The sequence below is a fragment of the Streptomyces sp. NPDC046859 genome, from assembly GCF_040645135.1.
In the GTDB taxonomy this organism is placed as follows: domain Bacteria; phylum Actinomycetota; class Actinomycetes; order Streptomycetales; family Streptomycetaceae; genus Streptomyces.
On the sequence record NZ_JBEYXR010000009.1, the window covers coordinates 178,090 to 192,975 of the forward strand.

The 14,886-nt window shown below is 73.5% G+C and carries 14 protein-coding genes; 10 read left to right on the forward strand and 4 right to left on the reverse strand.

Translation table 11 applies throughout. The features are described from left to right. Positions 1-3: 3 nt before the first annotated feature. From ABZ899_RS16460 to ABZ899_RS16480, 5 genes are all read left to right on the forward strand, one after another. Entirely contained in the window at positions 4-2,577 is a 2,574-nt protein-coding gene (locus ABZ899_RS16460; RefSeq protein ID WP_361346106.1) for an ABC transporter permease, read from the forward strand. Positions 2,578-2,648: 71 nt separating this feature from the next. Further along, the gene (locus ABZ899_RS16465; RefSeq protein ID WP_361346108.1) at positions 2,649-3,074 is read left to right on the forward strand and encodes a GNAT family N-acetyltransferase; all 426 of its coding nucleotides are present in this window, start codon (positions 2,649-2,651) and stop codon (positions 3,072-3,074) included. Between the two features lie 144 nt (positions 3,075-3,218). Continuing rightward, positions 3,219-4,562, forward strand: a complete 1,344-nt coding sequence (locus ABZ899_RS16470; protein WP_361346109.1) for a hemolysin family protein — start codon at positions 3,219-3,221, stop codon at positions 4,560-4,562. After that, entirely contained in the window at positions 4,559-5,572 is a 1,014-nt protein-coding gene (locus tag ABZ899_RS16475) for a hemolysin family protein (RefSeq protein ID WP_361346111.1), read from the forward strand. The genes ABZ899_RS16470 and ABZ899_RS16475 overlap by 4 nt, the downstream gene beginning before the upstream one ends. Positions 5,573-5,642: 70 nt before the next feature. Beyond that, the gene (locus ABZ899_RS16480) at positions 5,643-6,425 is read left to right on the forward strand and encodes an SGNH/GDSL hydrolase family protein (protein WP_361346113.1); all 783 of its coding nucleotides are present in this window, start codon (positions 5,643-5,645) and stop codon (positions 6,423-6,425) included. 53 nt (positions 6,426-6,478) lie between these two features. Here ABZ899_RS16480 and ABZ899_RS16485 read toward each other — a convergent pair whose 3' ends face one another. Then, a complete protein-coding gene (locus tag ABZ899_RS16485; RefSeq protein WP_361346115.1) occupies positions 6,479-7,261 on the reverse strand; it encodes a hypothetical protein in 783 nt (260 codons plus the stop codon). Between the two features lie 308 nt (positions 7,262-7,569). On the opposite strand from ABZ899_RS16485, the gene purB reads away from it, so the two are divergent. Both purB and mug read left to right on the forward strand, forming a co-directional pair. Continuing rightward, on the forward strand, positions 7,570-9,012 hold the full coding sequence (gene purB, locus ABZ899_RS16490; RefSeq protein WP_361346117.1) for an adenylosuccinate lyase: 1,443 nt from the start codon (positions 7,570-7,572) through the stop codon (positions 9,010-9,012). Between the two features lie 13 nt (positions 9,013-9,025). Then, the gene (mug, locus tag ABZ899_RS16495) at positions 9,026-9,571 is read left to right on the forward strand and encodes a G/U mismatch-specific DNA glycosylase (protein WP_361346118.1); all 546 of its coding nucleotides are present in this window, start codon (positions 9,026-9,028) and stop codon (positions 9,569-9,571) included. 4 nt (positions 9,572-9,575) lie between these two features. Here mug and ABZ899_RS16500 read toward each other — a convergent pair whose 3' ends face one another. Genes ABZ899_RS16500 through ABZ899_RS16510 form a run of 3 tightly spaced genes read right to left on the reverse strand, consistent with a single transcriptional unit; the run spans position 9,576 to position 11,661 of the window. Continuing rightward, positions 9,576-9,989 (reverse strand): hypothetical protein, encoded by a 414-nt coding sequence (locus ABZ899_RS16500; RefSeq protein ID WP_361346120.1) that lies wholly within the window; start codon positions 9,987-9,989, stop codon positions 9,576-9,578. 41 nt (positions 9,990-10,030) lie between these two features. Continuing rightward, entirely contained in the window at positions 10,031-10,738 is a 708-nt protein-coding gene (locus ABZ899_RS16505; protein WP_361346122.1) for an ABC transporter permease, read from the reverse strand. Between the two features lie 2 nt (positions 10,739-10,740). After that, the gene (locus ABZ899_RS16510; protein WP_361346124.1) at positions 10,741-11,661 is read right to left on the reverse strand and encodes an ATP-binding cassette domain-containing protein; all 921 of its coding nucleotides are present in this window, start codon (positions 11,659-11,661) and stop codon (positions 10,741-10,743) included. A gap of 108 nt (positions 11,662-11,769) precedes the next feature. Here ABZ899_RS16510 and ABZ899_RS16515 point away from each other — a divergent pair, with 108 nt between their 5' ends. The 3 genes from ABZ899_RS16515 (at position 11,770) to ABZ899_RS16525 (ending at position 14,885) form a co-directional block, all read left to right on the forward strand. Continuing rightward, the gene (locus ABZ899_RS16515) at positions 11,770-12,939 is read left to right on the forward strand and encodes a histidine kinase (protein ID WP_361346126.1); all 1,170 of its coding nucleotides are present in this window, start codon (positions 11,770-11,772) and stop codon (positions 12,937-12,939) included. 14 nt (positions 12,940-12,953) lie between these two features. Next, positions 12,954-13,616 carry a response regulator transcription factor gene (locus ABZ899_RS16520; protein WP_361346128.1) on the forward strand — a complete coding sequence of 221 codons (663 nt, stop codon included), beginning with the start codon at positions 12,954-12,956 and terminating at the stop codon, positions 13,614-13,616. Between the two features lie 111 nt (positions 13,617-13,727). After that, complete coding sequence (locus ABZ899_RS16525) at positions 13,728-14,885, forward strand: ROK family protein (RefSeq protein WP_361346130.1); 1,158 nt, start codon at positions 13,728-13,730, stop codon at positions 14,883-14,885. Position 14,886 lies beyond the last annotated feature (1 nt).

Below are 14,886 nucleotides of genomic sequence, written 5' to 3' on the forward strand. Positions count from 1 at the left end.
CCGGTGATCAAGGCGACACTCAGGAGCTTCCTCGCCCACAAGGGACGGCTCGCGCTGTCCGCCCTGGCGGTGCTCCTGTCGGTGGCGTTCGTCGTCGGCAGCCTCATCTTCTCGGACACCGTCGGCCGCACCTTCGACCGCCTGTTCGCCTCGACGGCCGCGGACGTCACCGTCACCCCCAAGGAGTCGTTCGACGAGACGATCTCCTCCGGGCGCACACCGACCCTGCCGGCCGCGCTGGCCGGGCGCCTCGCCCGGGTGGACGGTGTCGCGGCGGCCCGGGCGGAGGTCGACGTGGACGGCATCACCGTCGTCGACGCGGACCGCCGGCGGGTGAGCCCGACCACGGGCGCGCCGACGCTGGCCGCCGTCTGGAACCCGACCGAGCGCAGCCCGGTCGAGCTCACCTCCGGGCACGCCCCCACGGGCGGCGGGCAGGCGCTGCTCGACGCGGACACCGCGGACCGGGCGGACGTGCGCATCGGGGACCGGCTCACCGTCGTCGGACCGCAGGGCTCCTTCCCGGTCCACGTCGTCGGCATCGCCACCTTCACCACCACCAACCCCGGTGCCGCGCTGGTCTTCCTCGACTCGGCCACCGCGCGGACGAGACTGCTCGGCGACGCGGACAAGGCCACCGGCATCACGCTCGACGCGGCCGACGGCGTCACCGACGCGGAGGTCGAGCGGCGGGCGGCCGAGGCCCTGGGGGCCGATGCCGCGGCCTACGATCTGCGGACCGCCGACGAGCAGGCCAAGTCGGACGTCGAGCAGCTGGGCACGTTCCTCGACGTCATCAAGTACGTCATGCTCGGCTTCGCCGCGGTCGCCGTCCTGGTCGGCGTGTTCCTGATCGTCAACACGTTCTCCATGCTGATCGCCCAGCGCACCCGTGAGCTGGGGCTGCTGCGCGCGCTGGGCGCGGACCGCCGCCAGGTGCGCCGCTCGGTCCTCACCGAGGCACTGCTGCTGGGACTCGTCGGCTCGACGGCGGGGCTGGCGGCCGGCATCGGCCTGGCCGTCGGGCTCATCGAGCTGATGGGCCTGCTGGGCATGCGCATCAGGACCGGCGAGATGGTGATCGGCTGGGGCACACCGGTCGCCGCCTACGTCGTCGGACTGGGCGTCACCTTCGTCGCGGCCTACCTTCCGGCGCGCCGGGCGGCCAGGGTGTCCCCGATGGCGGCCCTCGCGGACGCGGAGATCGCGGACGTCGGACGCCCGCTGCGGCTGCGCGCGGTGGCGGGGTCGGCCGTCGGGGCGGTGGGAGCGGCCGCGCTCGCGGGCGCCGCCGTGTCCTCGCGGACGTCCACGGCCGCGTCCCTGCTCGGCGCCGGCGTGCTGCTCACTCTCGTCGCCACGGTCGTCGCGGGCCCGCTGCTGGTGCGTCCCGTCATCCGGGTGCTCGGCGGCGCCTTCCCGGTGCTGTTCGGGCCGGTCGGCCGGATGAGCCAGCGCAACGCGCTGCGCAACCCGCGCCGCACGGGTGCCACCGCGGCCGCGCTGATGGTGGGCCTGGCCCTGGTCGGCGGGATGTCGGTGGCGAGCGCCTCGATGTCGACGTCGTTCGACCAGCAGATCGACAAGACCCTCGGGGCCGACTTCGTGGTGCAGGACGGCAACTTCGTCCCCTTCCCCCGGGAGATCGCCGACCGGATCCAGGCGACCGAGGGCGCCGGGCTGGTCGTCCGCTCGCAGCTCACGACGATCGCGCTGCGCCTGCCCGACGGGGACCGGGTGCGGACCACCGCCGCCGGGTACGAGCCCGAACTCGACGAGGTCGCCCATCTCACCTACGCGCGCGGGGACTCCGCGGCGGCGCTCGCGGACGGGCACCTCGGGATGGACCGCGACTTCGCCCAGGACCACGGGGTGCGGGTCGGCAGCGCGCTGTCCGTCGAGTTCCAGGACGGCCGCCGGGCCAGGCTGACGGTCGGGGCCCTCACCGACCAGGACTCCGTCGACGGCTTCGGCGCGCAGGGGGGCGTCTTCCTCGGCCTGGCCACGCTGGAGAAGTACGCGCCGGGCGGCCAGGACGCGGCCGTGTACGTGAACGCCGCCCCCGGCACGGACGCGGACGCGCTGCGGGCCGCTCTGGAGGGGACTCTCGAGCCGTATCCCCAGGTGCAGGTCCGGGACGTCGCCGACTACAAGGAGCTGGTGCACGACCAGATCGCCGTGCTGCTCTACCTGGTGTACGCCCTGCTGGGTCTCGCGATCGTCATCGCGGTGCTCGGCGTGGTCAACACGCTCGCCCTGTCGGTGGTGGAGCGGACCCGGGAGATCGGGCTGCTGCGGGCCATCGGGCTGGCCCGGCGCCAGCTGCGCCGGATGATCCGGCTGGAGTCGGTGGTGATCGCCGTGTTCGGCGCCGTCCTCGGGCTCGGGCTGGGCCTGGTGTGGGGCGTGTGCGCGCAGCAGGTGCTGGCCCTGCAGGGCATGACGGCGCTGGCGATCCCGTGGGGCACGATCGTCGCCGTGGTGATCGGCTCGGCGGTGGTGGGGGTCGTGGCGGCGCTGCTGCCCGCGCTGCGCGCCTCGCGCATGAACGTGCTGGCGGCCATCGCGCACGAGTGACGGCCCGGGGCCCGGGCGTCCGTATGGCGGAATCCCGTGCGGCGCTCCGGCCCCGGTGGTGGGATCGGAGCATGAGTGATCTTCGTACGCGTCCCGCCACCGCCCGCGATCTGGACGCCGTGCTGGCCTTCTGGAAGACGGCCGCCGAGGGCACCAGCATCAGCGACGACCGGGACGGCGTCGAGCGGCTCGTCGCCCGCGACCCCGAGGCGCTGGTCCTGGCCGAGCTGGACGGCGAGCTGGTCGGCACGGCGATCGCGGGCTTCGACGGCTGGCGCTGCCATCTGTACCGGCTGGCGGTGCACCCGGACCGGCGCCGTCAGGGGATCGGCTCGGCGCTGCTGGCCGCCGCCGAGGAGCGGTTCGTACGGCTCGGCGGCCGCCGCGGCGACGCGATGGTCCTGGAACGGAACACGCGTGCGCATCATGCCTGGCGCGCAGCGGGGTACACGCCCGAGGACGAATGGCGGCGGTGGGTCAAGCACCTCGCGGCCTGACCGCTTTTGCCGATCCTTTACTATTGGAGCGTCACTTCGGTCCTCCAGTGAAAGGTGTGAGCCTCCGCCCATGGGCGAGCCTCCCAGTTGTAGACATCGCGCGTATGTTCCCTCCCCGTCCGACCATGGGACGGAGGTGACCCGATGACCGAAGTGCTCCTCCTTCTGGTGGCGATCCTGCTGTCGCTGGCGTGCGGCGCGTTCGTCGCGGCCGAGTTCTCCCTGACGACCGTCGAGCGCGGCGAGCTGGAGCGGGCCGCGGAGCGCGGCGAGCGCGGCGCCGCGGGCGCCCTCAAGGCCGTACGGAACCTGACCTTCCAGCTCTCCGGCGCGCAGCTCGGCATCACCGTCACCAACCTGGTCGTCGGCATGCTCGCCGAACCGTCCATCGCCGCCCTGCTCGCGGGCCCGCTGCAGTCGATGGGCATCTCCCGCTCGGTGGCGAGCTCGATCGCGCTGGTCATCGGCACAGCCCTGTCGACGGTCGTCCTGATGGTCGTCGGTGAACTCGTCCCCAAGAACTGGGCGATCTCCTCCCCCCTGGCCGTCGCCAAACGCGTGGGCAACGCCCAGCGCTGGTTCAGCGCGGCCTTCCGCCCCTTCATCACCCACCTGAACAACACGGCGAACCGCATAGTGCGCTGGTTCGGTGTCGAGCCGACCGAGGAGCTGGCCGCCGCGCGCGGCCCCCAGGAGCTGGCCGCGCTGGCCCGGCACTCCGCCCGGGAAGGTGCCCTGGAGGCGGACACCGCCGAACTCTTCGTGCGGACGCTGAACCTCGCCGACCTGACGGCGGAGAACGTGATGACCCCGCGCGTGCAGGTCGTCGCCCTCGACGTCCAGGCCACCTGCGAGGACGTGGCGAACGCGACCCGCGCGACGGGCCTCTCCCGCTTCCCGATCTACCGGGGCAACCTCGACTCGGTGGTGGGTACCGCCCACATCAAGGACATCATCGCGGTGCCCGCCGAGGAACGGCCGCGCACCCCGGTGTCCGAGCTGATGCGCGAGCCGCTGCTGGTCCCGACCACCCTCACCGTGGACCGGCTCCTCGACCGTCTCTCCGGCAAGCGCACCATGGCCGTGGTCATCGACGAGTACGGCGGCACCGCGGGCGTGGCCACGCTGGAGGACATCGTCGAGGAGGTCGTCGGCGAGGTCCGCGACGAGCACGACCCGCACGAGACGCCCGACATCGCCCCCGCCGGCACCGACGAACTGGGACGGGCGCTGTACTCGGCCGACGGCTCGACGCGCATCGACCAGCTCGCGCGCGTGGGCCTGAAGGCGCCCGAGGGCCCCTACGAGACCCTGGCCGGTCTCATCGCCACCGAGCTCGGCCGGATCCCGGCCGTCGGCGACGAGGTCGAGGTCGCCGGGTGGCGGCTGCAGGTGGTGGACGCCGCGGGCCGCAGGGCCGCGCGGGTGCTGTTGCACGCCCCGCTCGACGAACCGGCGGAGCACGAGACGCAGGAGGACGGGCGATGACCGCCGTACAGCTGTTCATCGGCCTGCTGACGCTGGTCGTCAACGCCTTCTTCGTGGGCGCCGAGTTCGCCCTGATCTCGGTGCGCCGCTCCCAGATCGAGCCCTACGCCGAGCGAGGGGACCGCCGCGCCAAGAGCGTGATGTGGGGGCTGCAGCACGTGTCCGCGCTGCTGGCCGCGGCGCAGCTCGGCATCACTCTGTGCACCCTGGTGCTCGGCATCGTCGCGGAGCCGGCCATCGCACATCTGCTGGAGCCCGTGTTCCACGCGGTGGGCGTCCCCGAGGGCGCCGGACACGCGGTCTCCTTCGTGATCGCGCTGACGCTGGCCACCTATCTGCACATGCTCCTCGGCGAGATGGTGCCGAAGAACATCGCCCTGGCCGAGCCGGTGCGCAGCGCCCTGCTGCTGGGTCCGCCGCTGGTCACGCTGTCCCGTGCGCTGCGGCCGGTGATCTTCACGATCAACGCGTTCGCCAACACGCTGCTGCGGCTGCTGCGCGTGGAGACCAAGGACGAGGTCACCGCGACCTTCTCGGACTCCGAGCTGGCCCGGATGGTGCGGGACTCGGGTGAGGCCGGTCTCATCGACGAGCGGGCGCGCGAGCGTCTGCACGACGCGCTGGAGCTGGGCCGCCGGCCCGTACGCGACGTGGCGCTTCCGCTGGAGCGGGTCGTCTACGCGCACGTGGGCATCACACCGGAGGAGCTGGAGAGGCTGTCGGCGCAGTCGGGCTTCTCGCGCTTCCCGGTGGTCGACTCGGGCCGCCGAATCGTCGGCTATCTCCATGTCAAGGACGCGCTCGACGCCTCCCCGCGGGACGTGCCGTTCCAGATCCGGGACATGCGGCCCATCGCGCGCGTCCGGGAGAGCACACCGCTGGACGACGTGCTCACCGCGATGCGGGGCAGCCGTACGCACCTCGCGGCCGTCCTCGGCGGCGACGGGCGGCTCGCCGGGCTGGTGACGATGGAGGACGTGCTGCGGGAGCTGTTCGGACAGCGCGCCTGACGAGGCCGGAGAGTGGTTCCCGGGCCGACCGACCGCTGGGTATGGAGCTCGGGATACCATTTCCGTCGCCATGCAGACGAATCCCACTCACAGCAGCCTGGTCGCCGTCGGCGACTCCTTCACCGAGGGCATGTCGGACCTTCTCCCGGACGGTTCGTACCGGGGCTGGGCCGACCTCCTCGCCGGCCGGATGGCCGCCCAGACCCCCGGCTTCCGGTACGCGAACCTCGCCGTGCGCGGAAAGCTGATCGGGCAGATCGTCGACGAGCAGGTCGACGTGGCCGCCGCGATGGGCGCCGACGTGATCACCCTCGTCGGCGGGCTCAACGACACCCTGCGGCCCAAGTGCGACATGGGCCGGGTGCGCGGCCTGCTCGAGGAGGCCGTGGAGAAGCTGGCGCCGGCCTGCCGGCAGCTGGTGCTGATGCGCAGCCCGGGGCGGCAGGGGCCGGTCCTGGAGCGGTTCCGGCCCCGCATGGAGGAGCTGTTCGCCTGCGTGGACCAGCTGGCGGAGCGCCACGGCGCGATCGTCGTCGACCTGTACGGGGCGCCGTCGCTGGGCGACCCGCGGTTGTGGGACGTGGACCGGCTGCACCTGACGGCAGAAGGGCACCGCCGGGTCGCGGAGGCCGTGTGGCAGGCGCTCGGCTACGACCCGGCCGACACCGAGTGGCGTACGCCGCTGCCGGCCGCGGTCCCGCCGCGCTGGGTGGCGCGACGGGTCATGGACGTCCGTTTCGCGCGTCAGCACCTGCTGCCCTGGATCGGGCGGCGCCTGACCGGACGGTCCTCGGGCGACGGACGGCCGGCGAAGCGCCCCGAGCTGCTGCCCTACGACGGGCCGGGCGCGTAGGACAGCGGTGCGTGATGACGCCCCCGCCGGGTCGAGGCAGGGGCGTCACTCCTCTAGCCGCGCGACCAGCCGCGCGACGCGGATCGGCTGCGCCGGTACAGCACGGTGCCGGCGATCAGCAGTGCGCCGCTGACCGCGATGCCTCCGACGACGCCTCCGATGCCGGTCTCGGGCAGGTGCGGCCGGTCCGGCCCGGCGGGCGGCGCCTGCGAGGGCGCCGGTCCGGGCTCGTGGGGCGTGGGGCCGGGCCGGGTGGGGGTGGGCTCGGGGGTGCCGGGCTCGTCGCCGTACCCGTAGCCGTGCCCGTGCCCGCTGGGCTCGTCCGTCTTGTCGGGCTCCTCGCCGTAGCCGTAGCCGTAGCCGTAGCCGTACCCGTAGCCGTTTCCGTGGCCGGTGGGCTCGGACGGCTCGTCGCCGTAGCCGTAGCCGTGGCCTTCGTCGGACGGCTTGTCGGAGCCGTAGCCGCTCGGCTCGTCCGTGCCGTAGCTCGCGCTGGACGGCTCGTCGGAGCCGTAGCTCGCGCTGGACGGCTCGTCGGAGCCGTAGGAGCCGGTGCCCTGGCCGGAGGGGGTGGCCTCCGGGGTGGCGCCCGGCAGTTCCAGCTCGTCGATCCTCTTGTCCACGCCGTCGAGCTGCTCGTCCATCGCGCCGAGTTTGCCGTCCAGCTGATGCAGCCCGTCCGGGTCCGGCGCTTTCGCGTGACCCGGCAGGACGACGGCGGATTTCACCACGGTGCCCGGTACACGGGGGGCCGCGGACGCGCTGGTGCCGTACAGGGACAGGGCGCTCGTCGCGGCGGCGGCCACGATCAATCCCCTGGTCAGAGCCTGTCGCATTCTCGTTGTCTTTCTTTCGGACGGAATGGGAAGCCGACGTCGGTCATCGACACGAATTCATCGCTCGCCGGAATTCGAGACGTCGTGGCAAAGGTGACGCGCAGCTGCGAACTCGCCACGACCTGCAGACTATGAACGAGTTGTGAAGGCCCCGGGAAACCGGGACGCGGGCACCGGCGGGGAATTCACCCGATCGACCCGCCACGGCCGCCCGCCGGGAACCGGCACCCGGGGTCGCGCCCCTGACCTGGGGTGCCCGGCCGGAGCGGCGCCCGGGGCCCGGAGGGCGCCGGGTAAACTCCGTGCACGTGACTTCTGCGCCCCCCAAGCCCCGCATCCCGAACGTCCTCGCCGGACGCTACGCCTCCACCGAGCTCGCCACGCTCTGGTCCCCCGAGCACAAGGTGAAGCTGGAGCGTCAGCTCTGGCTCGCCGTGCTGCGGGCCCAGAAGGACCTCGGCATCGAGGTGCCGGACGAGGCGATCGCCGACTACGAGCGTGTCCTCGACACCGTGGACCTGGCGTCCATCGCCGAGCGCGAGAAGGTCACCCGGCACGACGTGAAGGCGCGGATCGAGGAGTTCAACGCGCTCGCCGGGCACGAGCACGTGCACAAGGGCATGACCTCCCGTGACCTCACGGAGAACGTCGAGCAGCTGCAGATCCGCCTCTCGCTGGAGCTGATGCGCGACCGGACGGTGGCCGTGCTGGCCCGTCTCGGCAAGCTGGCCGGTGAGTACGCCGAGCTGGTCATGGCCGGCCGCTCCCACAACGTCGCCGCCCAGGCGACCACCCTCGGCAAGCGCTTCGCGACCGCCGCGGACGAGCTCCTCGTGGCGTACGGCCGGGTCGAGGAGCTGCTGGGCCGCTACCCGCTGCGTGGCATCAAGGGTCCGGTGGGCACCGCTCAGGACATGCTCGACCTGCTCGGCGGGGACGCGGTGAAGCTCGCGGAGCTGGAGGACCGGATCGCCGCGCACCTGGGCTTCTCGCAGGCGTTCACGTCGGTCGGCCAGGTCTACCCCCGCTCGCTGGACTACGAGGTGGTGACCGCGCTGGTGCAGCTGGCCGGGGCGCCGTCCTCGCTGGCCAAGACGATCCGGCTGATGGCCGGGCACGAGCTGGTGACCGAGGGCTTCAAGCCGGGCCAGGTCGGCTCCTCCGCGATGCCGCACAAGATGAACACCCGGTCCTGTGAGCGGGTCAACGGCCTGATGGTGATCCTGCGCGGCTACGCCTCGATGACCGGCGAGCTGGCGGGCGACCAGTGGAACGAGGGCGACGTGTCCTGCTCGGTGGTCCGCCGGGTCGCCCTGCCGGACGCCTTCTTCGCGCTGGACGGCCTGCTGGAGACGTTCCTGACGGTCCTCGACGAGTTCGGCGCCTTCCCGGCCGTCGTCGCCCGCGAACTGGACCGCTACCTGCCGTTCCTCGCCACCACCAAGGTGCTGATGGGCGCCGTGCGCGCGGGCGTGGGCCGTGAGGTCGCGCACGAGGCGATCAAGGAGCACGCCGTCGCCTCGGCGCTGGCAATGCGGGAGCAGGGCGCCGAACGCAACGAACTGCTCGGCAAGCTGGCCGCCGACGAGCGCATCCCGCTGGACCGGGCGGCGCTGGACGCGCTGATGGCCGACAAGCTGTCGTTCACCGGCGCCGCCGCCGCGCAGGTCGGTGTGGTCGTGGGCCGGATCGAGGAGATCGTGAAGCAGCGGCCGGAGGCCGCGGGCTACACGCCCGGCGCGATCCTCTGACGTGGCGCACGGCATGCCGCGCTTCACCGCCGAGCAGTTGGAGGCCGCCCGCGACCGCCTCGTCCCCGACGTGGTCGCGGACGGCCTGCGCGTGCTGTTCTGCGGTATCAACCCCGGTCTGATGACGGCCGCGACCGGCCACCACTTCGCCCGCCCCGGCAACCGCTTCTGGCCGGTCCTGCACCTGTCCGGTTTCACGCCGCGCCTGCTGAAGCCGTCGGAGCAGGGGGAGTTGCCGTCGTACGGGCTCGGCATCACGAACGTCGTGGCGCGGGCGACGGCGCGGGCCGACGAGCTGAGCGCCGAGGAGTACCGCGAGGGCGGCCGCCTGCTGGCCGCCAAGGTGGAGCGGCTGCGGCCGCGCTGGCTGGCCGTCGTCGGGGTGACCGCCTACCGGGCGGCGTTCGACGACCGCGGGGCGCGGGTGGGTCCGCAGGAGCGGACGATCGGGGGGACGCGGGTGTGGGTGCTGCCCAACCCGAGCGGGCTGAACGCGCACTGGACGGCGGCGACGATGGCGGAGGAGTTCGCCCGGCTGCGGGTGGCTGCGGAGGACTGATCCGTCAGGGCGGGTCCCTGTCGGTCACCAACAGCAGGAGTTCGGGGTCCGCCTCCGGGTCCCGGTCGGCGACGGCGAGGCCGACCCAGCGGCCGGTGCCCGGCGCCCGCCAGGTCCGCAGGTCGTCCGCGCGGGTGCCGAGCTCGGCCCAGGGCTCGGGTATCTCCTCCCCTCGGGCTCCGCGCTCCAGCAGCGTCACGCTCCCCCAGCGCGCCCCCTCCCCCCAGCGCGCCTCGAACCGCTCTATGAGCGCGGCCTCGTGGGCGTACAGATCGGCGGCCGTGCCGTCGCCGACGGCCCCGAGCACCACCAGGAAGTAGCCGGGGCCGCCCGGCGCGGGGCCCGCCCCGTCGCGTTCGGCGGGGAACTCCCGTGCGCACAACGAGTCGGTCAGGGCCAGGTCCTTCACGACGTCCATGGGGTGCAGTATCGCCGCCCCCACTGACAATTGGCGTGCCGTCAGGTATCCCTGCGCCGCACGCTCCACGCCCCCGCGAGGAGCGCGGCGGCCGCCCACAGCGCGGTCACCGCGAGCCCGGACCACGGTCCGAGGGAGCCGTCGTACGTCCGGTGGAGGACGGTCTGTCCCGCCTTGTCCGGGAGGAAGTCGGCCACGGTGCCCACCGAGTCGCCGACGACGAACGACACCACGAGGACGAACGGGATCAGGAGGGAGAGGGTGGTCGCGCCGCTGCGGAACACGGCGGTCAGACCGGCCGCGAACAGGGCCATGAGCATGAGGTAGAGGCCGCATCCGATGATCGCGCGCGCCTGCTCCGAGCCGGTCAGGCCGTCCGCGCGGGCCGCGGCGAGCGCCGTCGCGGCGGTCACGAGGCCGGTGAGAAGGACCGGCACGGCGACGGCCGTCAGCTTCGCGGCGTACCAGCGCCCGCGCTGCGGGACCGCGGCCAGCGACACCCGCAGGGCTCCCCCGTGGTACTCGGCCGCCATGGCCAGGGCGCCGAAGGAGACGGCGGCGATCTGACCGGGCAGGACCCCGAACAGCGCCGTGAACAGCGGGTCGGAGCCCGGGTCGTCGCCCGTGTCGGCCCCCGCGAGCGCGGAGAACGCCGTGGTCACCGCGAACAGCGCGACCAGAGCGGCCGGCAGGGACCGCAGCGTACGGATCTTGAGCCACTCCGAGTGGAGTACGGGTGCGTGCGCCATCGTCAGACCTCCTGCCGCTGCGCGGTGAACTCGGTCGCCTCCGAGGTGAGATCCAGGTACGCCTGCTCCAGCGTGCCCTCCTCGGCGGCGAGTTCGAGGAGCGGGACGCCCGCCTGCGCGGCGAGGCGCCCGACGGCGTCCACGCGCGCGTGACGTACCGTCCAGTGCCCGTCCTGGTGCCGGTCGGCGTCGAGGCCGTGCCGGGCGAGCAGCGACTCCAGCGCTTCGGCGTCACTGGTGCGGACCCGCACGCGTGGCTCCACGCGCGCGCTGATGAAGTCCCGCACCGGTGTGTCGGCCAGCAGCCGGCCGCGGCCCAGGACCACCAGGTGGTCGGCGAACGTCGCGGTCTCGTTCATCAGATGGCTGGAGACGAGGACCGTGCGGCCCTCCCCCGCGAGGCGGCGCAGCAGTCGGCGGATCCAGATGATGCCCTCCGGGTCGAGGCCGTTGGACGGCTCGTCGAGCAGCACGACCTCGGGATCACCGAGGAGCGCCGCCGCGATGCCGAGCCGCTGGCGCATGCCCAGGGAGTACGTCTTCACCCTGCGCCGCGCCACCGAGGTGAGCCCCGTCCGCGCCAGCACCTCGTCGACCCGGGGCGCCGGGATGCGGTTGCTCGCGGCGAGGACGCGCAGATGGTCGCGGCCGGTGCGGGAGCCGTGCGCCGCACCGGCGTCGAGCAGGGCGCCCACCGTGCGCAGGGGGTCCCGCAGGGTGGCGTAGGCGCGGCCGCCGACGGTGGCCGTCCCGGAGGTGGGCCGGTCGAGACCGAGCACGAGACGCAGGGTGGTGGACTTGCCGGCGCCGTTGGGGCCGAGGAAACCGGTGACGCGGCCGGGGAGGACGGTGAAGGTCAGGTCGTCCACGGCTCGTCCGGTGCCGTACTCCTTGGTGAGTGCTTGGACTTCGATGCTGGTCATGACCTCAGCCTGACCGGCGGAGGTGGGGCGTGGCCTCCCCCGCGGGTGGAGATCGTCTCCCCCGCGCGGGGGAGGTCCGTTGTCGGTGGTGCCTGGCACGATGACGCGATGGCCCGTTTGCTGCGCCCGTTCGGCCGGGCGGTGACGTACACACGGCTGCTGCACCTCTTCTTGACCGTCGTGTGGCCGGCGATGCTGATCTTCATCCGGGAGGAGTGGTGGATCTGGCTGGTGGCCGCGGCCGCGCTCGTCCCCGCCGGGCTGGTGCCGGCCGTGCGCACGGTCGAGGGGCTGCAGGCACGGCTGTTGCTGACCGGGCACCGTCACGACAGCGACAGCGCGGGCATCGTCGTCGCCCCGTCCGCGACCTGGGCGGACCGGTGGCGGCTCGTACTGTGGCTGGAGTCGCGGTTCCTCCTCGGCTGTGCCTCGATGACGCTGATCGCCCAACTGCTCTTCGCCGTGGCGGATCTGCTGCCGGCCGCCGCGGGCTCCGGGCCGGGGAGCGTGATCGTGCCCCCGCTCGGCCCGGCGCGCGTGTGGCACATCCTGCTCGTGCCCGTGCTGCTCGCGGTGCTGGCGGCGGCCGTGTGGTCCGCGGGCCACCTGATCACGGCCCTGGCCGTGCGGCTTCTCGGTCCCTCCCCGGCCGAGCGGCTGGCCGCCCTGGAGGAGCGCACCGAGCGACTTCTGGAGCGCACTCGCATCGCCCGTGAGCTGCACGACTCGATCGGGCATGCGCTGACCGCTGCGGTCCTCCAGGCCGGGGCGGCCCGTGCCGCGGACGATCCGGCGTTCACCCGGCGGGCGTTGGACGCCATCGAGGAGACGGGCCGGGCCGCTCTGGAGGACCTGGAGCGCGTCCTGGGCGTCCTGCGGGACTCCGGCAGGCCCGCGGGCTCCCGGCCGACGCTGACGGACGCGGGACGTCTGCTGGAGTCGGCGCGGGCGTCCGGCGCCGAGGTGGACGCCGATCTGACGGGGCCTCTGGAGGGCGTGCCGGGACCGGTCTCCCGGGAGGGCTACCGCATCCTCCAGGAATCGCTGACCAATGTGCTGCGGCACGCGGGGCCTGTCCCGGCCCGGATCCGCGTCAGCGTCGAGGACGCCACCCTCCGCCTCGACGTGCGCAATCCCCTGCCCGCGGAGTCACCCGAGCCGGGAAGGGGCAGCGGCCTGCGGGGCATACGCGAGCGCGCCGCCCTGCTGGGTGGCCACGCGAGCGCCGGACCTGTCGGGGACGCCTGGCAGGTGCACGTCGAGCTGCCGTTGAGGTGATCTAGGCTGGCCGGATGCCGGTCACCGTGCTCCTCGTCGACGACGAACCCCTCGTACGCGCGGGCCTGCGGGCCGTGCTCGAGACGCAGGACGACATCGAGGTCGTCGGGGAGGCCGCCGACGGGGCGGCGGTGATCCCGCTGGTGCGTGAGCTGCGCCCGGACGTGGTCGCGATGGACGTGCGGATGCCGCTGCTGGACGGCATCGAGACCACGCGCGCGGTCCTGCGCACGGTCGCCGAGCCGCCGAAGATCGTCGTGATCACCACCTTCGAGAACGACGAGTACGTCTACGAGGCGCTGCGCGCCGGAGCGGACGGTTTCCTGCTGAAGCGGGCCCGCCCGGCCGAGATCGTGCACGCCGTGCGACTGGTCGCCGCGGGCGAGTCGTTGCTGTTCCCCGCCTCGGTGCGCCAGTTGGCCGCCCGCTACGGGGACGGCGGCGGCAACCGCGCGGCGCGGGCGGCGCTGGAGCGGGCCCGGCTGACCGAGCGGGAGGCCGACGTCCTGCGCCTGATGACGCGTGGGCTGTCGAACGCCGAGATCGCCGCGCGGCTCGTCGTGGGCACGGAGACGGTGAAGTCGCATGTGAGCGCCCTGCTGGCGAAGCTGGGGGCGCGCGACCGCACGCAGGCGGTGATCACGGCGTACGAGTCGGGGTTCGTCGCGCCGGGGTGAGGGGACCGGGCGGCGGGCGGCCCCCGTTCCCTGTGACGCCCGGCACTCGCAGGGGTGGGCGCCGACGAGTAGCATCCGCCCCACACGCGCACGAGCTGGGAGGACGGACCTTTGGGGCAGCTGACCGGTGGGGATCCCTCGCTGCTGCGAAGGATCAACTCCGCGGTGGTACTGCACGCGCTGCGTGCCACGGATGCCGCCACGCTGACGGAGATCACCCGGGTGACAGGGTTGTCCCGCCCCACCGTCGAGGGGGTCGTCGAGGGGCTGATCGAAGCGGGTTACGTCGTCGAGAAGGCGGCCGACGACAGTGTCGCCCGCCGGCAGGGCCGGCCCGCGCGGCGGTTCCGGTTCCGTGCCGAGGCGGGTCATCTGCTGGGCCTGGACATCGGCGCGCACCGGGTCGCCGCCCTGCTCGCCGACCTGGACGGCCGGGTGATGGGCGCCACCGCCAAGGACGTCGACGAGGCGGCCGGGGCCGACGAGCGGCTGGAGAAGGTCCGGACGGCGGTCGTGGAGCTGCTGCGCCGTGCGGGGGTCGCGCGCGGCTCGCTGCGGGCCGTGGGCGTGGCGACGCCGGGCATCGTGGAGGCCGACGGCACGGTGCGGCTGGGGGCGGCGCTGCCCGGCTGGACCGGGCTGCGGTTGGGCGAGCGGCTGAGCCGGTCCTTCAAGTGCCCGGTGCTGGTGGAGAACGACGCCAACGCGGCGGCGGTCGCCGAGCACTGGAAGGGGTCGGCGACCGACTCCGACGACGTGGTGTTCGTGCTGGCGGGGCTGAGCCCGGGGGCCGGTTCGCTGATCGGCGGGAAGCTGCACCGCGGGTTCGGCGGTGCGGCCGGGGAGATCGGCGCGCTGCACATGCTGGGCCGTGAGGCGACGCCGGAGACCCTGCTGTCGACCACGGACGAGCCGCTGCGCCCGCTCGACGAGCGGGCCGTGGCGGCGGTGTTCGCCCAGGCCCGGGACGGCGATCCGCGTGCTCTGGAGGCCGTCGAACGGTTCATCCAGCGTCTCGTCCACGACGTGGCCGCCCTGGTCCTCGCCCTGGACCCGGAGCTGGTCGTGGTGGGGGGCTGGGCGGCCGGCCTGGACGGTGTCCTGGAGCCGCTGCGGCGTGAGCTGTCCCGCTACTGCCTGCGCCCGCCGAACGTCGCCCTGTCCCTGCTCGGTGAGGCGGCCGTGGCGACGGGCGCGCTGCGGCTCGCCCTCGACCATGTGGAGGAGCAACTGTTCGCGGTGGAGGGGACGGTCACGGGCCGCCGGTGAG